We start from the raw sequence: 21,055 nt of genomic DNA, 5'->3' as shown, positions 1-21,055 counted from the left end.
GGCGGCCCGAGCACTGCACTGTGGGCATACGGCTATCCCCCTGCCCGCCCGGCGCAGGTCATCCGCGCGGTGAATTTCCGCAGCGCGAATATTCTCAGGTCACTGCCGCCGCAGCCACCTGCGGCCGCCGGCGGCCGAGCAGGACCAGGATCAGCACCGTGGCGCAGGAACAGACGAAGGTGAGACCGAGCGCGCCGCGGCTGCCGAACTGGGTGAGCAGGCCGACAAGGAGCGGCGGCGAGACCGCGGAGGCGAGATTGAGCGGCAGCGCGATCATCGACATCGCCTTGGCGAACTCGGTCTGATCGTAGAACACGAGCGGGATCGTCGCACGCGCCACCGCCATCGCGCCGCTGCCGGCGCCGTAGAGCAGGATGAAGGCCGCAACCGCCCAGGTCGCGCCCCCGCTCGTCATCAGCAGCAGCATGGCGACCGGGAGCGCCGTACCGGCAACGAGCCCGGTCGTAATTCCATCCCACCGCCCGCCGCCGAGAAAATCCAGCCCGCGGGCGCTGACCTGGATCACGCCCAGCATCGAGCCGAACGCAAGCGCCTGCGCCGGAGGAAGCCCCTCTGCCCGGAGCAACTCGATCATGATGGCGCCGATGCCAAAATTGACGAAGGCGTTCAGCGTGATCGCGGCGACGACGAGGCTGAAGGTGCTCCTGGGAATCGCAGGCGGCGGCGAAGACTTCACCGACTCACCACCATGATCACCGGCGATTTTCCGTCGCGGTGCAAAGAATGCATAGAGCGGAAGGTTGACGACGATCATCATCACCGCATAGACGAGGCACGTCCCGCGCCAGCCGAGCTGACCGCTGAGGAACGACGTCGTCGGCCAGAAGATGCTGCTCGACAGGCCCGTCACCAGCATGAGCGCGCCGATGGCATTCTTGGCCTGCCTCCCGGCGACCTCGTTCAGCATGATATAGGCGCCGGTCGAAAGCGTGGCGCTGCCGGCAATGCCGAGGACGATCCAGGCCACGAAATACAGCATCGGCTCGCGCGCGAGGGACAGCAGGATGAAGCCCGGCACGGTGAGGACCGTGCCTGAGATCATCACCTTTCGTGCGCCGTGCCGCGCAAACGACCTGGCGAGCCAGGGCGCGCACAGTCCCATCGACACATAGAGCACGGACGTCCCGGCGAACACCGCCGGCAAGCTCATGCCGAGATCGGCCGCGAGATCGCGTCCGACGATGGCGGGAAGAGCTATCGTACCCCACCCGAAAAGCTGGGAGACCGCAAGCACCAGCAGGACCCCGATGAGCCTGCTGTCAGATTTCAAAAACCGCATTCCAACCGTCGCCTGCCCGCCAGGCGCCGATCACGCCTGTGACGCCTGTCTTACCCGGAGACTCGGCGCACGGAAACGCCGGCCGTCGAATGGCAGCAGGCGGCCGGGAGCATGTCAGGAGGCGGCAGGAGCTGCCTGCCCTGCGAGCCCGAGCAGGGATCGCGCCTCGGCCGCAGTCGCCACGCGGCGGCCGTGGCGCACGACAGCCTCACCGGCGATGGCCACGAGCTCGGCGTTGCTGGCGGCGAGGCGCGCCTTGTCGATCCTGATATTGTCCTCGAGCCCGGTGCGGACCGCATCGGCGCCACGCGCGAGCGCCCAGCTCATGACCTCCGCCTGGTGGCGTCCGATCCCGGCGGCCGTCCACGTCGCCTTCGGGATCAGCCGCCTGAGTTCGCCCAGCAGGATGTCGAGGACATGCTCGTCCGCGGGCATGGCGTTCTTGACGCCCATGACGAACTGCACGTGCGGACGCTGGTCAATCAGCCCCGCCTCGATCAGGCGGCGGGCGCCGTGCAGATGTGACAGATCGAAGATCTCGATTTCCGGCCGGATGCCATTCGACTTCATGCCGGTGGCGAGAGTCTCCACCAGCGCGGCGCTGTTCTCGTAGACGATGGTCGGAAAGTTCACCGATCCCGTGGACAGCGAAGCCATGTCCGGCTTCAGGTAGAGCGACGATCCGCGCGCCGAGGGATCGCGGCCCCGCCCGCCGGTCGAGAACTGAACGATCATGTCAGGACAGTGCTTCCTGATCCCCGCCTGCACCACGGCGAAACGCTCGGGATCGGAGGACGGCGTCTCGTCATCGTTGCGAACATGGATATGGGCGAGCGTGGCACCGGCTTCGAAGGCCTGGTGCGTCGACTCGATCTGCTCGGACGGCAGGATCGGGACCGCGGGATTGTCCTTCTTGCGCGGAACGGAGCCGGTGATTGCGACGGCAATGACAGCAGGGTTCATCTTGCAACCTCATATTGATTGCGCTCACGCGCACAAATTCGAATCGGCAGCTTGACTATGCAGTCAGGCCCTGCCGCCGCGAACATCATCGATCGCGGCGGGCAGTTGCCTCTACCATACCCGTCAGGTGCGAACCGTGGCAGCCCCGCTTACCGCATCGCCGGCGCGCTGACGGTCATAATCTGCCCGCGGCATCGGAACGGCATTGGGGTTGCCGAGATCGTCGATCCTGATCCGATAGGTTTCCCGCGCGGTCAGGGCCGCCAGCGCGGCGATGACCGTGATCGCGAAGGCAATCGCCCCCACCGTCAACGGAATGTTGGTCGAGCCGGGAGGCGCGACGGTCGCAAACAGGGCGGGAAGCAATGCGGTGATGGTGGTTCCGATGTTCTGCGATATCGCCATCGCCGAGACGCGGGTGCGGGTCGGAAACAGCTCCGGGTAAAAGCTCGGGAAGATCGCGTTGTAGCCCTGATAGACGACGCCCCACATCAGCAGCGACACCAATATTGCCAGCGGCACATTCCTAATGCTGATGGCATAGAGATAGCAAAAGGCGAGCAAGCCGGAGAGAAGCGCGCCGACGATGATCGGAGGCTTGCGGCCGACCTTGTCGGAGAGATTGCCGACGAAGGGAATGACGAACACGGCCAGCATGTTTCCGAGCACGGGGATCCAGAGATAGACGTCCTTGGCAAAACCGATCCCGTAAGCCGGCTGCACCGCATAGGCCGCGCCGAAGATGGTCGCAACGACGGGAATGACATTCATCAGCGCCATGCAGATGACCCTGAGCATGTCGCGCCAGCTCAGCTTGATGGCCTGGACGATCGGCGCGCGCGGCGTTTCTCCCCGTTCGCCCTCGCGGGCAAAAGCAGGGGTCTCGTCGACTTCGCGACGGATGATGTAGCCCGCGACGATGACGAAGAAGCTGAGCAGGAAAGGAATCCGCCAGCCCCAGCTGTTGAAGGCCTCGGTCGGCATATAGGCCGCCAAGGGCAGGAATATTGCTGCGGCGAGGATCTGTCCGGCCTGCACCCCCTGAAGGGCGAAGCTGGCATAGAAGCCCCGCCGACCGAATGGCGCGTGCTCCAAGATCATCGAGCTTGCGCCTGAGATTTCGCCGGCAACGGCAAATCCCTGCACGAGGCGCAGAATGACGAGCAGGATCGGAGCAAGCATGCCGACCTGCTGATAGGTCGGCAGGATACCCACGGCCATCGTCGAGATGCCCATCAGGAACATGCAGATGATGAGAACCGTCTTGCGGCCATGGGTGTCGCCCCAATGTCCGAGCACGAAGGCACCGATCGGACGAGCCACATAGCCGACGCCATAGGTCGCCAGCGACGCAACGATCGCGACGGTGGGGTTCTCCGACGGGAAGAAGATTTGCGGGAAGATCAGCGACGCGGCGGTCGCGTAGATGAAGAAGTCATAATATTCGAGAGCCGACCCGATCCAGCCGCTCGCAGCGGCCTTCCTGGACTGACTCATCTGATGGATCGCGGTCATCTCAAGATTCCTCCCCTGGGTTTTTGCTGACGTCCCGTTGACGGGCTTCGCTCAAAATTGGGCAGCACTCTCCGGCCGCTCTGCGGAGTTTCGCGAGCGCTTGTCACTGCCGATGGGTGTCTGCTTGGTGGCGACGATAGGCTTTCGCCGGGCTAACACAATTACCCAGTTATGCGACAAACCTAACCTGATGTTATTTGCGCGCGAGACCCCACGTCCCGGCCAACACCGCCGGCAGGCTCATGCCGAGATCGGCCGCGAGATCGCCTCCGACGATGGCGGGTGGGAGGCGGTTGACATTGGACCATTGCATGGTCCATTTTATGAAAATTGAGGAAGGACAATGAGATGCGGGTCTCCGTTACCGACGCAAAAGGACAATTGACCGATCTTGTCCGCCGCGCAGAGGCCGGCGACGAGGTGATCCTGACGCGGCATGGACATCCCGCGGTGCGGCTCGTCCCGGTCAAGCTTGCGCCGGACCGCGCCGCGCGCCGGACCGTGCTCGAGGCGGCACGAAGGACCGGCGGGGCCAAAGCTATTCCCGGACCGAGCGCCGCGCGCAGTCAGGACTTTCTTTTCGGCGATGACGGACTGCCGGAATGATCGCAGTCGACACTTCCGCGCTGATGGCGGTCGTGCTCGACGAACCGCAAGCCGATGCTTGCATCACCGCGCTGGAGACCGCCGACGAAATCCTGATCTCGGCCGCCTCCGTTGCAGAATGCCTGATCGTCGCGGCACGGCGGGGCGTCGACGAAGAGATGAACAGGCTGATCAACGATCTCGGTTTGAACGTGATCTCGGTGACCCAAACTTCGGCCGAACGCGTGGCGCAGATCTACTCGCGTTGGGGCAAAGGCATTCGTCCCGCCGGCCTCAACTTTGGTGATTGCTTCGCCTACGATGTCGCCAAGGAGCATGGCTGCGCACTTCTTTACGTCGGCGACGACTTTGCCAAGACGGATATCGTTGCGGCGGCGTAAGTCGACGACTGCCGGGCGGCGACCTACCGGCCGAACAGAAAAGCCGCGGGGCAGCCGTCAGGCTGTATGGCCGGGATCGACCTGCTTCGGGGTTTTCTTGTCGCGTTGAGGTGTCATCTTGGCCGGATCCGGCGCATTCGGCACGCCGCGCGGGCCGAGCTGGTCGCGCTGAATGTCGTCTTCGGAGCGGGAGGGCTCAATACCGTTCGGCTCACGGGGCTTGGTCATCGCAGCCTCCTGAAGTGTTCTACTCGGAGTGTCCCATCAAATTCCCAGCGCGTTCTCGCCGGCTTCGCGGCCGGGCACGCTGACATGGACTTCGTGTCCCTCGCGAAGCGCCAGTGAGGCGGCAGCCACCGCCGATTCGAACGCGGCTTCCTTGGTGGAGTATCTGTTCTTGACGTCGCCGTCGTGCAGCACGCCCCATTCGTCCTGCACGGGCACGATCGTGTATTGAGCAAGGCCCATGGTGTAACTCCTCGAGATCTATCGCTGCGTGAGCTGCGGGTGCGCCGCCGTCACCCGCCACACCGTGTTGCCGCTGTCATCGGCGACCAGCAGCGCGCCGGTCTTGTCGATGGCGACGCCGACGGGCCGCCCGCGCGCCTGGTTGTCGCTGTTGAGGAAGCCGGTGACGACATCCTGCGGCGGGCCGCTCGGCTTGCCGTCCGTGAACGGCACGAACACCACCTTGTAGCCGTTCAAGACCTGCCTGTTCCAACTGCCGTGCTCGCCGACGAAGGCGCCGCCGCGATAGGCGGCCGGCAAACTCGCGCTTGTGTTGAAGGCCATTCCAAGCGGCGCGACATGCGAGCTCAGCGCGTAGTCAGGCACGATCGCCTTGGCGACGAGGTCGGGCCGCTCCGGCTTGACGCGGGGATCGACATGCTGGCCGTAATAGCTGTAGGGCCAGCCATAGAAGCCGCCGTCCTTCACCGACGTCATGTAGTCCGGCACGAGATCGGGACCGAGTTCGTCGCGCTCGTTCACCACCGTCCACAGCGTCCCGGTCTGCGGCTCGAAACTGAGACCGTTGGGATTGCGCAAGCCGCTTGCGAAGATGCGCCAGCGGCCACTGGCACGGTCGATCTCGAGGATGGCGGCGCGATTGTGCTCGGCCTCCATGCCGTTCTCGGTGATGTTGCTGTTGGAGCCGACGCCGGCATAGAGCTTTGAACCGTCGGGGCTCGCGACCAGGCTCTTGGTCCAGTGATGGTCGATCGGTCCGCCCGGCAGCTGCGTCAGCACCGTGCCCGGCGCGGTGATCTTCGTATCGCCTTCGGTGTAGGGATATCTGACGATCGCATCGGTGTTGGCGACATAGAGATCATTGCCGACCAGCGCGACGCCGAACGGCGAGTTGAGATGGTCGAGGAAGACGCTTTGCGTGTCCGGGACGCCGTCCCCGTTGCTGTCGCGCAGCAGCGTGATGCGGTTGCTCTCGCCGGTGTCGCCGCCTGATGTCGCCCAGGACTCGATGTATCCCATCACGATTTCCTTGGGCCGCTTGATCGGAGCGCCCTTCGGCGCCTTGGATTCCACCACCAGCACGTCGCCGTTGGGCAGCACGTAGAGAAATCGGGGGTGCTGCAAGCCGGTCGCGAAGGCCCTGGCCTGCAAGCCCTGCGCAACTGCCGGGGTCTCGTCCTTTTTCCAGCCGACGATGCGGGCGATGTGCATCGGCGGCAGCAAATATTGCTGGATGTCGGGAAGCGTCGGGTTGGCGCCGGTTTGCGCCTTCGGATCGCCGCTGCCGTCGTTGCAGCCGGCCAGACACAGCAGCGAAGCACACAACAGCGCCCGAGCGATTGCGGAGTTCATCGCGCAACTCCTACACCGTGGCGGTACACCATCGCCCAGCCGAGCCAGCCGGTGACCGGCAGGATCAAGACGGTGATGGCTGAAAGAATGAGCCCGGTCGGCCACACCGAGGTCCAGGCATCGCGCGTGTGGATCAACGCATTGACGATCGCCAGGACCAGCGCCAGCGCGTTGCCGATCAGATGTGGCCAGGCCGGCGGCTGCGTCCGCACCAGGCGGTTGCCGAGAAAATCGGTCAGGCCGGCAATGGCGGCCAGTACGCCGAAGATGACGCCGACGACCAAAAGCCAGGCGGAAAAATCCGCCCACATGATCTCGGTACTGACGACATAGGCGATGTCGGTCAGCAGCGCCCCGATGAAGCAAGCGATCGGTATCGGCACCAGCATCGGATGAATCGGATGGCCCGCGATTTGTGCGGTCGAGCGCACGCGCACGTCTTGTTGCACGATTGGCCTCTTGTCAGATCGCCGCCCCTCCCCGGTGGAAAACACCCGCTTTCCACGAAGGTTCCTGATGGTCGACCACGGCGCCGCTGTGCCTCCAGCGCTGCGGCGTCGAAGCACTCACGAGGAACCCCTTGCCGCTCCGGGCCTTGATCCGGGCCTTGAGATGAACCTGTCCTTCAGGAGAGCGCGGAGTGGACCAGCCTGGCGACGGCGCCTCCTTCAATCCAGCCTCGAAGCTCGACGGCGTCTCGCGGCGGCAGACGAAACAGATCGAATCTCAAAGCCGGCCGAACGCCGCACTCATCCACGAGACGATCCGCGCCGAGGGTGCGCAGGAACTGGAGCGGCGGTGGTGGGCCATCGTGCTGTCCGGCCTCGCCGCCGGCCTTTCGATGGGATTGTCCCTGATCGTCCAGGGCGAGTTTCACGGGCTGATCTCCGACGAGGCCACCCGGCGCCTGGTGGCGCCGCTCGGCTACACGGTCGGTTTCCTGGTCGTCGTGCTGGGACGGCAGCAGCTCTTCACCGAGAACACGCTGACACCGATCCTGCCGCTGTTGCACAACAGAGATCTCGGCACGCTCGGAAGCGTGATCAAACTGTGGGGCCTGGTCCTCGCCTCCAACATTTTGGGAACCTGGGCCGTCGGATCCGTGCTCGCTCACACCAGCATCTTCGAACCGCGCATCGTGGACGCCTTCGTCGATCTCAGCCGCCACACCATCGAGGGCACGTTCTCGACAACCCTCGTCCGGGCGATCTTTGCCGGCTGGCTGATCGCCTTGATGGCGTGGCTTCTTCCGGCCACCAAGGGATCGCGCGCGCACATCATTATCGTGATGACCTATGTGGTCGCGCTCGGCCAGTTCGCGCACATCATCGCGGGCTCGGTCGAGTGCGCCTTCCTGGTGCAGAGCGGCCGGGCGTCGCTCTCACAATATGCCTCGGATTTCTTCGTACCGACGCTCCTCGGCAATATTCTGGGCGGAACGACCCTCGTGGCCTTGCTGAACTACGGACAGGTCGCCCCCGAGATCGACGATCACAGGGAATAAAGAGCCTCCACAAAGCTGCCGCCTCGACAGGAACGATGGGTGCGAGCTGAGCTTGCCTCAGCAAATCAACGTGCGAAGTCGGTCCAGCGAGATGCATCAACTTGTTCGGGACTGGCAATGACTGACCGTTCTGGGGAAACGTGGTTCTGGGGAAACGTGGAACTTCCCAGGCCCACGTATGTTGTGGGCGATGAATGATGCGGCGGCCAGGACAAGGCGGGCCGCGATTTCTTGCGCACGATTGCCCATCATCGAACTCAGGAGCCGGAAATGAGTCGCGGAATGCCATCGATGACCGCCCTCTTGGGTATGCTCGCGATCGCCGGTTATCAAAATCGGGACAAGCTCGCCGACATGTTTCGCAATGCGACCTCCGGTCAGCCGGCGGGTGCCAAGGATTCCCTGAGCGGCATGCTCGGCAATCTTGGCGGCCTTGTGGGAGGCGGTGGCGTGGGTTCGCTGCTGAATGGCGGGATCGGCGAGTTGCTCGAGCACTTCAAGCAGAACGGACAAGGCGATGCGGCTCAATCCTGGATCAATCAGGGGCCAAACCGCGAAGTCACCCCGCCCGAACTCCAGCAGGCTATCGGTCCGGACGTTCTTCAAAAGCTGGAGCAGCAGACCGGCCTGTCGCAGCAGGAGATCCTCAACCGCTTGTCTCGCGAACTTCCGACGGCCGTGGACAAGTACACGCCTGACGGACGTCTCCCGGCGCAATCGGCGGGATAACACTATCGCAAGCCTCGAGGGAGAGACATGAGCATTATCTGGACGATCATCATCGGTTTCATCGCAGGCGTCATCGCGAAGTTCATCATGCCCGGCGACAACGAGCCCTCGGGTTTCATCCTCACCACGATCCTGGGGATAGTGGGTGCGTTCGTTGCGACTTATCTTGGCCAATCTCTGGGCTGGTATCGGCCCGGAGAAGGCGCGGGGCTGGTGGGGGCAGTGGTAGGCGCCGTCATCGTGCTTCTCGTCTACGGTTTTGTGGCCGGTCGCAGCCGCCGGGCCATCTAACCACCGCGAACGGAATTCTTCGCGTTAGCGGAGAATTCGCCCGGCGCGAAAGGCGATCGGCACGATGAAATGGATGCTCGTTGTCCTGGTAGGAGGCATGACCCCGGTCAATACCGACCTGGTGTTCGACAAGTTTGCCGATTGCCTTGCCGCCGAGGAGCAGATGCGAAAGCACTATACGGACGCTTTCGAGGCCTGGGACCGATGGGCCGCGGCCAATATCGAACGACGACGCGAATACTCAAAGGTGCGCGACCTCCAGGCCAAACGGCTGCTCAGCAACATCGGTACGTGCGTTCCTCACGCAGGCGGCGAGGCCGCAGCGCCTCAGCAGCCGAGCAATCCGACACCTTCTCCTCAAGCCACACCTGCGCCGCAGCCAAGTCCGAAAACGTGACGTTTGAACCCCTAAGAGCCCCTTGGCACCGCCGCTAACCCGGAACTTTTTGAGGAGATCAGCATGAGCGACAGGACGGGCAATGAACCTGCACCCTTGGTGCTTGTGGGCGTGGCAATCATCCCGATCATTGCAGTATTGGCGTGGTTCGCTTTTTAGCTTTGAGCCTTTTCGCCGATCGCGCGTCATACAGTCGAAGCGTCCCTAAGCTTCACCCCTTTCAGAAAGCCCCGCTTCCCCCAGGCCGGGTTTTCGCTGTCGGCGCTGCATCAACGCACCGAACTTTTCAAGCGCCCTTTTGGCTTGACCACTTTTTCCCGATGCAGCAGCCTAGATATGGGCAGGGTTTTGAGGAGGCACAATTGCCGAAAACCCTAGTGGAATTCAGAGCGCAGAACCTTCGTTTACTTGAGCAGCTTTGTCCGGACGATCCGGGCTACGTTCAGTCATGGATCAGGAAGTTCGACCAGCAGAACGGGATCGAGCCTGAAGGTCCTGCGAAGTCCCACCGGGAGCGAGGTGTAGCTTCACCTAAGAAGGCCAGGTCCAGCGACCGAACCAATTGAGCTCGTGGTTGCCTTCGCTCGCCGCCGGACGCTACGGCCAAGAGGCGTTGGGCCAGGCAGCTCGCCGCTTTTTCCGGGGAGCGCTCGCCTCGGCCTTCAACTCACCGCTCGCGGTATTCGACACACGAGCGACACCTCCGATCGCAGCTGCAAGGACCTCGCGCCGAGCATTTAGCCAATGCATCTCGGACCTACCGTGCTCACAGCCGTTTTCGACCCACAGCACCCATGTCTTCGGGCCGGACAGACATTGAAAGCATTGGAGCGGGTGAAGGGAATCGAACCCTCGTATTCAGCTTGGAAGGCTGCTGCTCTACCATTGAGCTACACCCGCGACAGGGGCTCCCTAACACGGCCGGGCGGCGGTCTCAACTGCCCAGGATCAACGGCCCGAGACAGGATCAACTGCCCAAGAGACGGCTTTCCAGCGCCTTCCCGACCTTACGAACAGCCGCCAGTTCCTCCCGCCCCGCCTCCCCTTAACAACACCGGAATTGCCGCCTATATTGATGTCTTCCGCAACCAACGAAAGGAGGTGATCCAGTGTCTTTTACCAAGCGCTGTCACCTCGCTGGGATCGCCCGCTAAGCTTTGAATAAAGGCTTGGCATCGGGGCGCTCTCAGCCCTGGACCAGCGAGCAAGAAATCGGGCGCGACGGGGCCTCCCCGCCGCGCCTTTTTCGTTGGTATCACGCCTGCTGCTCAGGGGGCGTTTCGTCGGCGAGCACCTCGCGGACCCTCAGTGACAGGTCCGCCTTCCGGTACGGCTTCCTCAGCAACGCAACGCCGGAACCGAGATGACCCTCGTGGTCGAGGGCGTGGTCGGTATAGCCCGACGTATAGAGCACCCTCATCCCCGGGCGGAGGCGCCGCACGGCCTCGGCCAGCTCCTGTCCGTTCATGCCGCCGGGCATGATGATGTCGGTGAACAGCAGATCGAATTGGGCGCCCTGCTGCACCAGCGCAAGCGCCGTTGCGCCGTCGCCGGCTGCGAGGGTGCGATAGCCGAGGCTGCCGAGCTGGGCGATGACGTAGCCCTGCACCAGCGGATCGTCCTCGACGACGAGAATCGTCTCGTGCCCGCGTGCCGCCGCGGGCGCCTGCAGCGCCCCGGTCCTCGCCTGCGCTCCGCCAGCTGATCGCGGCAGAAACAACCGAATCACGGCGCCGTGGCCTTCCTCACTCTCGATCGCAACGCTGCCGCCGCTCTGCTTGGCGAAGCCGTAGACCATGCTGAGGCCGAGCCCGGTACCGCGACCGACCCCTTTGGTGGTGAAGAACGGCTCGAACACGCGGTCGCGGATGTCGGCGGGGATGCCATGGCCGGTGTCGGCCACCGCGACCATGATGAAGGCGCCGCGCGTGGCGTCGCCGTCACCAGCACCATCCGCGCCGTCGAATTCGCGGTTTGCGGTCTCGAGCGTCAGCGTGCCGCCGCGAGGCATCGCATCGCGCGCGTTGACGGCGAGATTGATGATTGCCGACGACAGCTGCGACGGATCGGCCATCGCCGGCCAGGCGTCGTCCGCGAGGCGGGTCACGATTTCGATGTTTCCGCCCAGGATCGGCTTCAACAGCTTCGCCGTCTCGAGTACGAGGCCGTTGACGTCGATCTCGCGCGGCTCCAGCGGCTGGCGACGCGCAAAGGTCAAGAGCTGCGAGGTGATCTCCGCGCCTCGCGTCGCCGCATCGTCGATCAGCTGCGCGATCGCGGCGAGGTCGGGCTTGTCCGCCAGCCCCTCCCGGATGATCTCGATGGTGCCGGTGATGACAGTGAGCACGTTGTTGAAATCATGCGCGACGCCACCGGTGAGCTGGCCGATCGCATCCATCTTCTGCGATTGGCGAAGCCGCTCCTCCGTCTCGTGCTGCTCGGTCAGATCGGTGGCCGAACCACGATATCCCATGAAGCGTCCGTCGGCGCCGAACACCGGCTGGCCGTTGACGCTGAAATGACGCGCGCGCCCAGTCGCATCGCGGCCGCGATACTCGAACTTCCGGAACGGCTCGTGGCGATCCAGCGTCGCCAGGTGACCGCGCCATTTCTGCGGCTCGGCATCGCGGTCGAAGGCGGCGTCTGAACGGCGCCTCCCGATCAGCGCCTTGGGGTCCATGCCGAAAGCATCGGCCCGATCTGAAATGTAGGTGAACACGTGATCCGGGCCGGTCTCCCAGAACCAGTCGGATGCGGTCTCGGCATAATCACGGAAGCGCTGCTCGCTCGCGCGGGCGTTCTCCTCGGCGTGCCGCCGGATCTTCAGGTCACGCTCGAGATTCCCATTGGCCTCGCGCAACTCGCCATAGGCATGTTCGAGGTTGGCGCACATCGCGTTGAAGGCAACGACCACCTTGTCCAGCTCGTCGGCCTCGTCAGGCGGCCGGCGCTCCAGGCGCAGCGGCGGCGGCGGCCGTCCGAGGCTATATTTGCCGACGTACTCGGCGATGGAGCCGAGATGCCGCGTCACCAGCAGATGAAACATGTAGATGATGAACAAGGAGACGAGGAACGTCTTTGCCGCCTGGCTCGCCAGGATGACGAGGGCCCTGTTCAGCAATTGCTGATAGACGTCGGTCAGCGTCGCCTCGACCCGGAGCGTGCCGATGGCGCGCGAGGTCCCCTGCACCATGGTGCTCAGCGGAAATTCCCGGGTCATGATCGAACGGGTGTTTCGCTCGCCGACTTCGACGCGGATCGGATTGGGCCGATCGGCGATCTCGCGGACCTCGGCCGCGCGGATGTCAGGCAGCCGCAGAATGCCATCGAGCTGGAGCTTGAGCTGGTTCTGGTCGAGATTCCACAGGCTCTCTCCGAGGCTGCCCGTGGTGCTGCGGCCGATCTCGTCCAGCCGCGTCTCGATCAGTCCGACCTCACGATTGTAATCCAGATAGAGCTGGAGCGCGGTCAGGGTCAGCGTCACGACCGATGAGAACAGCAGCACGGCGGCAAGCAGCCGGGGCCCGACGCCGCTGCGCGACCAGTTGAAGATCCGCGCCAGGAGTGCCCCGAACATCGGAGGCGCGAGCGCTGCACCAATGCCGGTCAAATCCTGCTTCGCAGCCACCGGCGTAATGGCGCGGGCGCGCTTGATATCATCGTCACCTGCGTTGCCCATGCACCACGTCCCCGAAAATGGCGGCGCCTGCTCAGCCTACCGGTCGCAGCCGCGAGCAAAGTGTACGGTGAGGCGCTGCCTCAGAGGCGATACGCGTGGCGATCCTGTCGGCCCTTGATCCTGTCGGCCCTTGGGCGGCCTGAGTTCGACGGGGTCATATCTTGCGCCCAGCAGCAGGATTCCCCGGCAAACTACCACCTCGCGTGCTAGAATGACATCGGTGAAAGTCCGGAGCCGCCGGCACAGCGCGAACGCGCTGTCGACGTTGCGGACCGGCGCAGCTGCCATCTCCGGTAGATCGCGCAGCACCGGAATCCGATGGTAGCAGGGCACGCCCAAGGGGCATGGCCAGGGAGATGCCTCATGAGGCGGATAGTCGTGGTCTGCCTGTTGCTGCTCGCGGCAGGCCCGTCGCAGGCGCAAGAGGTCATCCGGCTGGCACGCATCGCCGATATCCCCGATCAATATGTCGGCGGCGAGATGCTCCGCGCCGTCTATGCCAGGCTGAACATCAAGCTCGAATTCGAGGATGTCCCGGGCAAGCGCGCGCTCGCGCTGTCGAGCACCGGCCAGGTCGACGGCGAGGTCCAGCGGATCGGAACGCTCTCTCGCGACTACCCGACGCTGATCCAGGTGACACCCGCGATCAATTACATCGAGCCCGCTGTCTTCACCACGAAACTGCAGTTCGACGTCGCCGGCTGGAATTCAATCAGGGACTACAGCATCGGCATCGTACGCGGCGTCGGCTCGTCGGAAGCCGGTACGCGCGGCATGACCCGGGTCACGGCGACCACAAGCCTCGACAACATGGTCAAGATGCTCGATGCCGACCGCTTCGACGTGATGGTCACCGACCTCTTCAGCGGGTTGGCCGCGGTGAGGAAACTCAATCTCCAGGCCAGGATCCACCCGCTCTCACCGCCCCTCGAGCGCATCAGCATCTACCACCATCTGCATGAGCGGCATCGCGATCTCGTGCCGAAGGTCGGAAGGATGATCGAGCAGATGGAGGCGAGCGGCGAACTTGCCCGGTTGCGGGAAACGCTGATCAAGCAGGTGCTGAGCGGGATGTGACACGCGGTCAGTTCGCGCGAGTCCGCTCCCGCACCGCAACCGCCGCGATCAACAGCCCGACGCACCAGGCCATGGCCGCCCGCGGCGGCTCGCTGCCGAGAAGCACGGTGAAGATGCCCGCAAGCAGGCATGGCGCGATCGCCTTGCCGGACCTGCTCGCGAGCGAAAGCAGGAACGGCATCGCGGCGATCGATATCTGCACGACGTTCATGGTCGCAGGCTGTTTTGCAAGCGTCGGGCTTAGAAGCCGCAAACGCTCATTGCACGCGGGCGCTTGCCGCGCCGGCTCTCGACGATGCGCTCGCCGCCGCTCTCGGCCGAGCTGCCGTAATAGCGATGGTGGCCGCTCTGGTCGTGCAGATCCGCAAGCTCCGACCTTCCCGCCCGACGCGCGTCGCAGATGATCTTGCAGATGATCTTGATGGTCGACATGGCCGCCTCCGAAGTGTTCTTGGTGGCAATCAGTCGCGTCGATTTCGGGCGGCGTTCACACCTTTCGGCCGCAATCGGGTTTCGGGAAGGTTTCGTCGCCCCACCCGGCGACGCAATATTTTCCCCGACCCCGTTGTCGGCTGCGACGGTGGTGATACGTCCTTCGGACGCGCGCAGCGAGAATCAACGAGGTGACGAATGCTTTACGCCATCCTGGCCTATCACGTGGAAGACGAGATCTTGTCCTGGACGCCCGAGAAGGACGCCGCGGTCGTGGCCAAAGTCATCGAGGTTCAGGCGCCCCTCCGGGCAAGCGGGCATTTCGGCCCGGCCGCCCGCCTGGACGAGACCCGAAAGGCCCGCACCTTGCGTGGCCCCGGCGCGGGCGTCGTGCTGGACGGCCCGTTTGCCGAGACCAAGGAGCAGCTCCTGGGCTTCCACCTCGTCGAATACGACACGGACGAGGAGGCGATCGCGGCCGCGCGGACCCTGCGCCAGGTCAATCCGTCAGCGGTCTACGAAATCCGCCCGGTCAAGCTTTACGTGCCGGCCGACGGGTTTGGCGCGACGCCCTCCGGCGAATGAGCGGCAGGCCTAATTGTTCGGCCCGGTCGGCCCGACATAGAAGCGCTGGATCAGCAGCCCGCCGAAGGCGATGAACCATACGAACGGCGCGACCTGCGGCGCGAACGCCGCAACGACCGTGCCCGGGATGAACACCAGCAGCGGAAACAGCGAGGCCATGATCTCATGGCGCCAGCCGCCCAGGATCCTCCACCACAGCCAGGCATTGAGGCCGGCGATCGCGGTCAGGTGCAGGCCGTAGAGCACGGCGACCGCACTGCTCACGGGGTAGTTGGTGTAGAGGCCGTTGGTCACCGGCAGCAGCACGATCGAGAGCAGGAAGAACAGATTGAGGATCACCGCGCCGCGGCTGCCGACGGGCTGGCGCGCCAGCCGCCGGTGATGGCTGATCCAGAACACGCCGGCGATGATGAAGCTGAGCGCAAGACCCGCGAGCTTGCCGGAATAGACCCGGGCGAGATCGTTCCAGTCCGGCGCGCTGCTGAACACCGCGGCCCTGGGCAGATCGTAGGCGAGCAGCGTCATGGCGACGCCAAAGATGGTGTTGCTGAGCGATTCCAGCCGCCGCATCTCGAACTGGTCGGATTTGAGCTCGGTCATGCCGGGGGGCGCTTTTTTGGGAATGGAACCTTGGGCCGTCTCGTCCCTAGGTCTTAACATCGGTCCCGTCCAGACGCATTGCGATTCGGGGCGGGATCGCCGACTCTGGCTGTTTCACCGGGGCGATTCGTGGCGACATATCTGGACACGCTCAATGCGGAGCAGCGCCGCGCCGTGGAGCATGGCGTGGCCGATGGCGCGACCGTGGGCGCGCCCCTGCTCGTCATCGCCGGTGCGGGCTCCGGCAAGACCAATACGCTGGCCCATCGCGTCGCGCATTTGATCGTCGCGGGGAGCGATCCGCGCCGCATCCTCCTGATGACGTTTTCGCGCCGCGCAGCGGCCGAGATGGCCGGCCGGGTCGAGCGCATCGCCCGAAAAGTGCTTGGCGAGAACAACGCCGCGATCATGCGCGACGCGCTCAGCTGGGCCGGCACGTTCCACGGCATCGGCGCACGGTTGCTGCGCGAATATGCCGAGCGGATCGGCGTCGATCCTGCCTTCACCATCCACGACCGCGAGGATTCCGCCGACCTGATGAACCTGGTCCGGCACGAGCGCGGATTGTCGAAGACGGAGAGCCGCTTTCCCGCCAAGGGCACATGCCTGTCGATCTACTCGCGCTGCGTCAATGCCGAGATGGAGATCGAGAAGGTGTTGGGGGCGCATTACCCCTGGTGCGCAGGCTGGGCGGCCGAGCTGAAGAGCCTGTTCGCAGCCTATGTCGAGGCCAAGCAGGCCCAGCACGTGCTCGATTACGACGACCTCCTGCTCTACTGGTCGCAGATGATGAGCGATGCGCTGATCGCGGAAGAAATCGGCGGCCGCTTCGATCACGTCTTGGTCGACGAATATCAGGACACCAACCGTCTGCAATCCTCGATCCTGCTGGCGCTGAAGCCGGACGGTCGCGGCCTCACCGTCGTCGGCGACGACGCGCAGTCGATCTATTCGTTCCGCGCCGCCACTGTCCGCAACATCCTCGATTTTCCGCAGAGCTTCTCGCCGCGCGCCGAGATGATCACGCTCGACCGCAATTACCGCTCGACGCAACCCTTGCTGGCGGCTGCCAACGGCGTCATCGGCCTGGCGCGCGAGCGCTTCACAAAAAACCTCTGGACCGACCGCAGCTCCACGCAAAAGCCACAACTCGTCACCGTGCATGATGAGACCGACCAGGCCCGCTACATCGTCGAGGAGGTGCTGGCCAATCGCGAGCAAGGCGCGCTCTTGAAGCACCAGGCGGTGCTGTTCCGGACGTCCTCGCATTCCGGTCCTCTCGAGATCGAGCTGACCCGCCGCAACATCCCGTTCGTGAAATTCGGCGGGCTGAAATTCCTCGATGCCGCGCACGTCAAGGACGTGCTGGCGCTGCTGCGCTTTGCCGAAAACCCACGCGACCGCGTCGCGGGATTTCGCATTCTGCATCTCTTGCCCGGCATCGGACCTGCGACGGCGCAGCGCGTGCTCGACCAGATGGCGGAGAGCTCCGATCCGCTGGCTGTGCTCGGCCAGCTCCCGGTGCCGCCGCGCACCGGCGCGGACTGGACCGACTTCGTCCGCACGATCGAAAATTTGCGCTATTCGGAATGGCCGGCCGATCTCGAACGCGTGCGGCTCTGGTACGAACCGCATCTCGATCGCCTCCACGAGGATTCTGAGACGCGCCGCGCCGATCTGATGCAGCTCGAGCAGATCGCGAGCGGCTATGCCTCGCGCGAGAAATTCCTGACCGAGCTCACGCTCGATCCGCCGGATGCGACCAGCGACAAATCCGGACCACCCTTGCGCGACGAGGACTATCTGATCCTCTCCACCATCCACTCCGCCAAGGGCCAGGAGTGGAAATCGGTGTTCGTGCTCAATGTCGTCGACGGCTGCATGCCGTCGGATCTCGGCGCCGGCACCAGCGCCGAGCTCGAGGAGGAACGCCGCCTGCTCTATGTCGCGATGACGCGCGCCAAGGACGATCTGCACCTCGTGGTGCCGCAGCGCTTCTTTGTCCACGGCCAGGTCGCCAAGGGTGACCGCCACGTCTACGCCTCGCGCACCCGCTTCATCCCGGAGCCGCTCGTCTATCTGTTCGAGCGCACAGCCTGGCCAAAGGCCGGCGCAAGCTCAGCGCGCACTGCCGCGCAAGGGCCAAAGGTCGACATCGGCGCGCGGATGCGCGGGATGTGGCGGTAGGCCGACAAACGGAAACCGAGCATTTCCGAAAGTCACCTTGTCGCGCGGCTGCGGTCCCTTAAATGCGGTCGATCCTCCCGCAGAGATCTCATCAATGACCGCACCGCTCGAATTCGGACTGGACACCTTTGGCGACGTCACCAGGGACGCCTCCGGCGCGATGCTTCCGCACGCACAGGTGATCCGCAACGTCGTCGACGAGGCGGTGCTTGCCGACGACCTCGGCCTCGACTTCATCGGCCTCGGCGAGCATCACCGCGCCGACTTCGCGATCTCCTCCCCTGAGACCGTGCTGGCCGCCATCGCGTCGCGGACCAGGCGCATTCATCTCGGCTCGGCCGTGACGGTGCTGAGCTCGGACGATCCGATCCGCGTCTTCCAGCGCTTTGCCACGCTGGACGCGCTCTCGAACGGGCGCGCCGAGGTGATCCTCGGCCGCGGCTCGTTCACGGAGTCCTTTCCACTGTTCGGTTTCGACCTGCGGGCTTATGAGGCGCTGTTCGAGGAGAAGCTCGATCTGTTCGCAGCGCTGCTGTCGCAGGAGCCGGTGACCTGGGAAGGCAAGCTGCGTCCGCCACTGAAGGGGCAGCTGGTCTATCCCCCGGTCGAGAACGGCACGCTCAAGACCTGGATCGGCGTCGGCGGCAGTCCGCAATCGGTGGTGCGCGCGGCGCATTACGACCTGCCCTTGATGCTCGCGATCATCGGCGGCGATCCCTCGCGCTTCGCGCCCTTCGTCGATCTCTATCGCCGCGCGTTCAGGGAGTTCGGCCGGCCGGCACAGCCGATCGGCGTGCACTCGCCCGGCTATGTCGCCGAGACCGACGAACAGGCGCGCGAGGAACTGTGGCCCGACTACAAGGCGATGCGCGACCGCATCGGCAAGGAACGCGGCTGGCCGCCGATGGGCCGCGACGAGTTCGTGAACGAGGCCGAGCACGGTTCGCTCTATGTCGGCTCGCCGGAGACGGTCGCGCGCAAGATCGCCAGGACGGCAAAGGCGCTTGGCATTTCGCGCTTTCAACTGAAGTATTCGGCGGGCCCGCTGCCGCACGCGAAGCTGATGAAGAGCATCGAGCTCTACGGGGGGAAGGTGGTGCCGATGGTGCGGGAGATGATGGGGTGACTTGCGCTCTGAGCCAGTCCGCCTGCGCCCTCCGGGCTACGGCGCGACAGCCTTCGCTCACTTCGCGCCATGACCATCGGTGCCGGCTTGCCGAGCCGTAGCTCGCGAAGCGAGCGAAGGCTGGTGGGGGAGGCAGGACTCGAACCTGCGAAGCCATGAGGCGGCTGATTTACAGTCAGCTCCCTTTGCCACTCGGGACACTCCCCCGCTCGACGGCAGCACAATCGGGCCGGACCTTGCCGGCGACCGAAGACGGCCATGGAACGTGAAGGCCGCGACAGCCCGGATGGGGGCGCGACCGGGCGCGGTTATCGGCGAAGCGATGGGGTAAAGTCAACCGAGGCGAACAGCTAAAATCGCCCCCGAAGCTACCCAAATTGCCATATTCCGGGACCCGTGACACAAGCGAGCCCATGAAGGATCGAAAATTCAACCCGAGGGGCCCCCGCGGTGGGTCTAAGCCCTTCAACAGGCCCGGAAAATCGGCCGGGCGCCCGGTCCGGCGCGATCGCGATTCGGACACCGACGGGCCTGTCATCCTTTATGGCTGGCACACCGTCACCATGGCGCTCGCCAACCCCCAGCGGCAGATCCGCAAGCTGACGCTGACCGAGAACGCCGCAAGGCGTCTGGCGGACGAGAACATCGCGATCCCGGTCACGCCCGAGATCGTCCGGCCCCAGGAGATCGACCGGCTGCTGTCGCCCGACGCCGTGCACCAGGGCCTGCTCGCCGAGGCCGATCCCCTGCCCTCGCCAGACATCGAGGATCTGGAGCAGGACGGCATCGTGCTGGTGCTCGACCAGATCACCGATCCGCACAATGTCGGCGCGATCCTGCGCTCGGCGGCGGCGTTTGCGGTGAAGGCGATCGTCACCACGGCGCGCCACAGTCCGGAAGCGACCGGCGTGCTGGCCAAGGCCGCCTCCGGCGCGCTGGAGCTCGTCCCGATGGTGACGGTGCAAAACCTCGCCCGCGCACTGACCACGCTGAACGAGCTCGGCTTCCAGACTGTCGGGCTGGACAGTGAAGGCAGCGCGGATCTCTCGGACGTCACGCTGCGCGAGCCGCTCGCGCTGGTGCTGGGCGCTGAAGGCAAAGGCCTGCGGCAATTGACACGCGAGACCTGCAGCGTTGTGGCGCGGCTCGACATGCCCGGCGAGATCAAGAGCCTCAACGTCTCGAATGCCGCCGTGCTCTCGCTCTATGTCGGCGCGAGCCGTCTCGGGCTGATGAAGCGGTAACAACACAAAAGAAAACGCCCGTCCGCATCGCGGACGGGCGTTTCGTTGTTTCAACCGATCAAGCGATCAGTAATAGCGGCGCAGCACGCGGTGGCCGCCATAGTACGGCGCGTGGCGCGGAGCGTAGCCGTAGCGCGGACCGTAGCCGTAATGCGTGCGCGGCAGATAGCCGGCGCGCGGGCCATAGCCATAGCGATACGGACGGTAATACGGGCGGCGGTAGGGATAGGCGGCCGGGGCTTCGACCGCGGCGGCGCGATAGCCATAACCGTTGCCGTAACCATAGCCACGGCCGTAGCCGTAATTGGCGGGCGCAACCACCGCGTCTTCACGATAGGTCGGATACGGCGCGAAGGCGCCCGGGCCGGTATAGGTCGGGCCCTGATTGACGTGATAATACTGAGTGGTGGGCTCGGCGAGACGCTCATAGGCGCCGTAGCCGTAGCCGGCCCCATAACCGCCGCAGCCGGTGTTGCAGCCGGAATACACCGGCGCGACCGGCTGGCACGGATCGAAGCCGCAGGCCGCGGCGGGCGCGGTAGCGACGAACATCGCGGCAGCCGCCGCGACCAGTCCCGAAATCATCTGACGCATTACTCTCTCCTGTTGATTTCCGTTT

The 21,055-nt window shown here is 64.5% G+C and carries 24 protein-coding genes and 2 tRNA genes; 11 read left to right on the top strand and 15 right to left on the bottom strand.

What is annotated here, in order from left to right; translation table 11 throughout:
- Positions 1-94: 94 nt before the first annotated feature.
- The 3 genes from AC0L2F_RS31085 to AC0L2F_RS31075 form a co-directional block, all read right to left on the bottom strand.
- On the bottom strand, positions 95-1,300 hold the full coding sequence (locus AC0L2F_RS31085) for an MFS transporter (protein ID WP_473250993.1): 1,206 nt from the start codon (positions 1,298-1,300) through the stop codon (positions 95-97).
- Between the two features lie 114 nt (positions 1,301-1,414).
- A complete protein-coding gene (locus AC0L2F_RS31080; RefSeq protein WP_473250992.1) occupies positions 1,415-2,263 on the bottom strand; it encodes a 3-oxoadipate:acetyl-CoA acetyltransferase in 849 nt (282 codons plus the stop codon).
- A 123-nt stretch (positions 2,264-2,386) separates the two neighbouring features.
- A complete protein-coding gene (locus AC0L2F_RS31075; protein WP_473250991.1) occupies positions 2,387-3,778 on the bottom strand; it encodes an MFS transporter in 1,392 nt (463 codons plus the stop codon).
- Positions 3,779-4,126: 348 nt separating this feature from the next.
- Between AC0L2F_RS31075 and AC0L2F_RS31070 the strand changes: the two genes are divergently transcribed.
- Together AC0L2F_RS31070 and AC0L2F_RS31065 are read left to right on the top strand one after the other, a co-directional pair.
- Entirely contained in the window at positions 4,127-4,384 is a 258-nt protein-coding gene (locus AC0L2F_RS31070) for a type II toxin-antitoxin system Phd/YefM family antitoxin (RefSeq protein WP_473250990.1), read from the top strand.
- Positions 4,381-4,764 (top strand): type II toxin-antitoxin system VapC family toxin, encoded by a 384-nt coding sequence (locus AC0L2F_RS31065; protein WP_473250989.1) that lies wholly within the window; start codon positions 4,381-4,383, stop codon positions 4,762-4,764. The genes AC0L2F_RS31070 and AC0L2F_RS31065 overlap by 4 nt, the downstream gene beginning before the upstream one ends.
- Positions 4,765-4,821: 57 nt before the next feature.
- Here the strand turns inward: AC0L2F_RS31065 and AC0L2F_RS31060 are convergent, their stop codons facing one another.
- The 4 genes from AC0L2F_RS31060 to AC0L2F_RS31045 are packed head-to-tail and all read right to left on the bottom strand — an operon-like array spanning position 4,822 to position 7,034.
- Entirely contained in the window at positions 4,822-4,992 is a 171-nt protein-coding gene (locus tag AC0L2F_RS31060) for a hypothetical protein (protein WP_007611679.1), read from the bottom strand.
- A 36-nt stretch (positions 4,993-5,028) separates the two neighbouring features.
- Complete coding sequence (locus AC0L2F_RS31055; RefSeq protein ID WP_007611681.1) at positions 5,029-5,232, bottom strand: hypothetical protein; 204 nt, start codon at positions 5,230-5,232, stop codon at positions 5,029-5,031.
- 18 nt (positions 5,233-5,250) lie between these two features.
- Positions 5,251-6,585, bottom strand: coding sequence for a PQQ-dependent sugar dehydrogenase (locus tag AC0L2F_RS31050; RefSeq protein ID WP_473250988.1), 1,335 nt, complete (start codon positions 6,583-6,585; stop codon positions 5,251-5,253).
- Positions 6,582-7,034, bottom strand: coding sequence for a DUF2231 domain-containing protein (locus tag AC0L2F_RS31045; RefSeq protein WP_007611685.1), 453 nt, complete (start codon positions 7,032-7,034; stop codon positions 6,582-6,584). The genes AC0L2F_RS31050 and AC0L2F_RS31045 overlap by 4 nt, the downstream gene beginning before the upstream one ends.
- A gap of 191 nt (positions 7,035-7,225) precedes the next feature.
- Between AC0L2F_RS31045 and AC0L2F_RS31040 the strand changes: the two genes are divergently transcribed.
- The 4 genes from AC0L2F_RS31040 (at position 7,226) to AC0L2F_RS31025 (ending at position 9,506) form a co-directional block, all read left to right on the top strand.
- Complete coding sequence (locus AC0L2F_RS31040; protein WP_473250987.1) at positions 7,226-8,089, top strand: formate/nitrite transporter family protein; 864 nt, start codon at positions 7,226-7,228, stop codon at positions 8,087-8,089.
- Between the two features lie 270 nt (positions 8,090-8,359).
- Positions 8,360-8,818: a YidB family protein gene (locus AC0L2F_RS31035; protein WP_007611687.1), complete on the top strand. Its 459-nt coding sequence runs from the start codon at positions 8,360-8,362 to the stop codon at positions 8,816-8,818.
- Positions 8,819-8,845: 27 nt separating this feature from the next.
- Positions 8,846-9,109, top strand: coding sequence for a GlsB/YeaQ/YmgE family stress response membrane protein (locus AC0L2F_RS31030; protein WP_473250986.1), 264 nt, complete (start codon positions 8,846-8,848; stop codon positions 9,107-9,109).
- A gap of 64 nt (positions 9,110-9,173) precedes the next feature.
- Positions 9,174-9,506, top strand: coding sequence for a hypothetical protein (locus AC0L2F_RS31025; protein ID WP_473250985.1), 333 nt, complete (start codon positions 9,174-9,176; stop codon positions 9,504-9,506).
- A 597-nt stretch (positions 9,507-10,103) separates the two neighbouring features.
- Here AC0L2F_RS31025 and AC0L2F_RS31020 read toward each other — a convergent pair.
- From AC0L2F_RS31020 to AC0L2F_RS31010, 3 genes are all read right to left on the bottom strand, one after another.
- Positions 10,104-10,298, bottom strand: coding sequence for a DUF2934 domain-containing protein (locus AC0L2F_RS31020; protein ID WP_473250984.1), 195 nt, complete (start codon positions 10,296-10,298; stop codon positions 10,104-10,106).
- A gap of 34 nt (positions 10,299-10,332) precedes the next feature.
- Positions 10,333-10,406: transfer RNA gene (locus AC0L2F_RS31015), tRNA-Gly, on the bottom strand.
- Between the two features lie 355 nt (positions 10,407-10,761).
- A complete protein-coding gene (locus AC0L2F_RS31010; protein WP_473250983.1) occupies positions 10,762-13,185 on the bottom strand; it encodes an ATP-binding protein in 2,424 nt (807 codons plus the stop codon).
- Between the two features lie 363 nt (positions 13,186-13,548).
- Here AC0L2F_RS31010 and AC0L2F_RS31005 point away from each other — a divergent pair, with 363 nt between their 5' ends.
- Complete coding sequence (locus AC0L2F_RS31005) at positions 13,549-14,262, top strand: substrate-binding periplasmic protein (protein WP_473250982.1); 714 nt, start codon at positions 13,549-13,551, stop codon at positions 14,260-14,262.
- Positions 14,263-14,269: 7 nt separating this feature from the next.
- On the opposite strand, the gene AC0L2F_RS31000 is transcribed toward AC0L2F_RS31005, so the two are convergent.
- Positions 14,270-14,473: a hypothetical protein gene (locus AC0L2F_RS31000; protein WP_473250981.1), complete on the bottom strand. Its 204-nt coding sequence runs from the start codon at positions 14,471-14,473 to the stop codon at positions 14,270-14,272.
- Positions 14,474-14,502: 29 nt separating this feature from the next.
- The gene (locus AC0L2F_RS30995; protein WP_063995896.1) at positions 14,503-14,694 is read right to left on the bottom strand and encodes a hypothetical protein; all 192 of its coding nucleotides are present in this window, start codon (positions 14,692-14,694) and stop codon (positions 14,503-14,505) included.
- Positions 14,695-14,892: 198 nt separating this feature from the next.
- On the opposite strand from AC0L2F_RS30995, the gene AC0L2F_RS30990 reads away from it, so the two are divergent.
- The gene (locus AC0L2F_RS30990; RefSeq protein WP_007611703.1) at positions 14,893-15,279 is read left to right on the top strand and encodes a YciI family protein; all 387 of its coding nucleotides are present in this window, start codon (positions 14,893-14,895) and stop codon (positions 15,277-15,279) included.
- Between the two features lie 9 nt (positions 15,280-15,288).
- Here AC0L2F_RS30990 and AC0L2F_RS30985 read toward each other — a convergent pair whose 3' ends face one another.
- Positions 15,289-15,879 (bottom strand): TMEM175 family protein, encoded by a 591-nt coding sequence (locus tag AC0L2F_RS30985; protein ID WP_007611704.1) that lies wholly within the window; start codon positions 15,877-15,879, stop codon positions 15,289-15,291.
- A 129-nt stretch (positions 15,880-16,008) separates the two neighbouring features.
- Here AC0L2F_RS30985 and AC0L2F_RS30980 point away from each other — a divergent pair, with 129 nt between their 5' ends.
- On the top strand, positions 16,009-18,066 hold the full coding sequence (locus AC0L2F_RS30980) for an ATP-dependent helicase (RefSeq protein WP_473250980.1): 2,058 nt from the start codon (positions 16,009-16,011) through the stop codon (positions 18,064-18,066).
- A gap of 94 nt (positions 18,067-18,160) precedes the next feature.
- Positions 18,161-19,192, top strand: coding sequence for an LLM class flavin-dependent oxidoreductase (locus AC0L2F_RS30975; protein WP_473250979.1), 1,032 nt, complete (start codon positions 18,161-18,163; stop codon positions 19,190-19,192).
- A 121-nt stretch (positions 19,193-19,313) separates the two neighbouring features.
- On the opposite strand, the gene AC0L2F_RS30970 is transcribed toward AC0L2F_RS30975, so the two are convergent.
- Positions 19,314-19,399 (bottom strand) — tRNA-Tyr (locus AC0L2F_RS30970).
- A gap of 206 nt (positions 19,400-19,605) precedes the next feature.
- On the opposite strand from AC0L2F_RS30970, the gene rlmB reads away from it, so the two are divergent.
- On the top strand, positions 19,606-20,436 hold the full coding sequence (rlmB, locus tag AC0L2F_RS30965) for a 23S rRNA (guanosine(2251)-2'-O)-methyltransferase RlmB (RefSeq protein ID WP_063995892.1): 831 nt from the start codon (positions 19,606-19,608) through the stop codon (positions 20,434-20,436).
- 66 nt (positions 20,437-20,502) lie between these two features.
- On the opposite strand, the gene AC0L2F_RS30960 is transcribed toward rlmB, so the two are convergent.
- Complete coding sequence (locus AC0L2F_RS30960; protein WP_473250978.1) at positions 20,503-21,030, bottom strand: hypothetical protein; 528 nt, start codon at positions 21,028-21,030, stop codon at positions 20,503-20,505.
- Positions 21,031-21,055: the final 25 nt, after the last annotated feature.

This window comes from Bradyrhizobium sp. Ken64 (assembly GCF_055807555.1).
This window is presented reverse-complemented; position numbering and strand designations above follow the sequence as displayed.

Bases quoted from the DNA above. Each gene is read 5' to 3' on its own strand.
- AC0L2F_RS31085 (WP_473250993.1), bottom strand. From the start codon at position 1,300: ATGCGGTTTTTGAAATCTGACAGCAGGCTCATCGGGGTCCTGCTGGTG.
- AC0L2F_RS31080 (WP_473250992.1), bottom strand. From the start codon at position 2,263: ATGAACCCTGCTGTCATTGCCGTCGCAATCACCGGCTCCGTTCCGCGC.
- AC0L2F_RS31075 (WP_473250991.1), bottom strand. From the start codon at position 3,778: ATGACCGCGATCCATCAGATGAGTCAGTCCAGGAAGGCCGCTGCGAGC.
- AC0L2F_RS31070 (WP_473250990.1), top strand. From the start codon at position 4,127: ATGCGGGTCTCCGTTACCGACGCAAAAGGACAATTGACCGATCTTGTC.
- AC0L2F_RS31065 (WP_473250989.1), top strand. From the start codon at position 4,381: ATGATCGCAGTCGACACTTCCGCGCTGATGGCGGTCGTGCTCGACGAA.
- AC0L2F_RS31060 (WP_007611679.1), bottom strand. From the start codon at position 4,992: ATGACCAAGCCCCGTGAGCCGAACGGTATTGAGCCCTCCCGCTCCGAA.
- AC0L2F_RS31055 (WP_007611681.1), bottom strand. From the start codon at position 5,232: ATGGGCCTTGCTCAATACACGATCGTGCCCGTGCAGGACGAATGGGGC.
- AC0L2F_RS31050 (WP_473250988.1), bottom strand. From the start codon at position 6,585: ATGAACTCCGCAATCGCTCGGGCGCTGTTGTGTGCTTCGCTGCTGTGT.
- AC0L2F_RS31035 (WP_007611687.1), top strand. From the start codon at position 8,360: ATGAGTCGCGGAATGCCATCGATGACCGCCCTCTTGGGTATGCTCGCG.
- AC0L2F_RS31030 (WP_473250986.1), top strand. From the start codon at position 8,846: ATGAGCATTATCTGGACGATCATCATCGGTTTCATCGCAGGCGTCATC.
- AC0L2F_RS31025 (WP_473250985.1), top strand. From the start codon at position 9,174: ATGAAATGGATGCTCGTTGTCCTGGTAGGAGGCATGACCCCGGTCAAT.
- AC0L2F_RS31010 (WP_473250983.1), bottom strand. From the start codon at position 13,185: ATGGGCAACGCAGGTGACGATGATATCAAGCGCGCCCGCGCCATTACG.
- AC0L2F_RS31005 (WP_473250982.1), top strand. From the start codon at position 13,549: ATGAGGCGGATAGTCGTGGTCTGCCTGTTGCTGCTCGCGGCAGGCCCG.
- AC0L2F_RS31000 (WP_473250981.1), bottom strand. From the start codon at position 14,473: ATGAACGTCGTGCAGATATCGATCGCCGCGATGCCGTTCCTGCTTTCG.
- AC0L2F_RS30995 (WP_063995896.1), bottom strand. From the start codon at position 14,694: ATGTCGACCATCAAGATCATCTGCAAGATCATCTGCGACGCGCGTCGG.
- AC0L2F_RS30990 (WP_007611703.1), top strand. From the start codon at position 14,893: ATGCTTTACGCCATCCTGGCCTATCACGTGGAAGACGAGATCTTGTCC.
- AC0L2F_RS30985 (WP_007611704.1), bottom strand. From the start codon at position 15,879: ATGACCGAGCTCAAATCCGACCAGTTCGAGATGCGGCGGCTGGAATCG.
- AC0L2F_RS30975 (WP_473250979.1), top strand. From the start codon at position 18,161: ATGACCGCACCGCTCGAATTCGGACTGGACACCTTTGGCGACGTCACC.
- rlmB (WP_063995892.1), top strand. From the start codon at position 19,606: ATGAAGGATCGAAAATTCAACCCGAGGGGCCCCCGCGGTGGGTCTAAG.
- AC0L2F_RS30960 (WP_473250978.1), bottom strand. From the start codon at position 21,030: ATGCGTCAGATGATTTCGGGACTGGTCGCGGCGGCTGCCGCGATGTTC.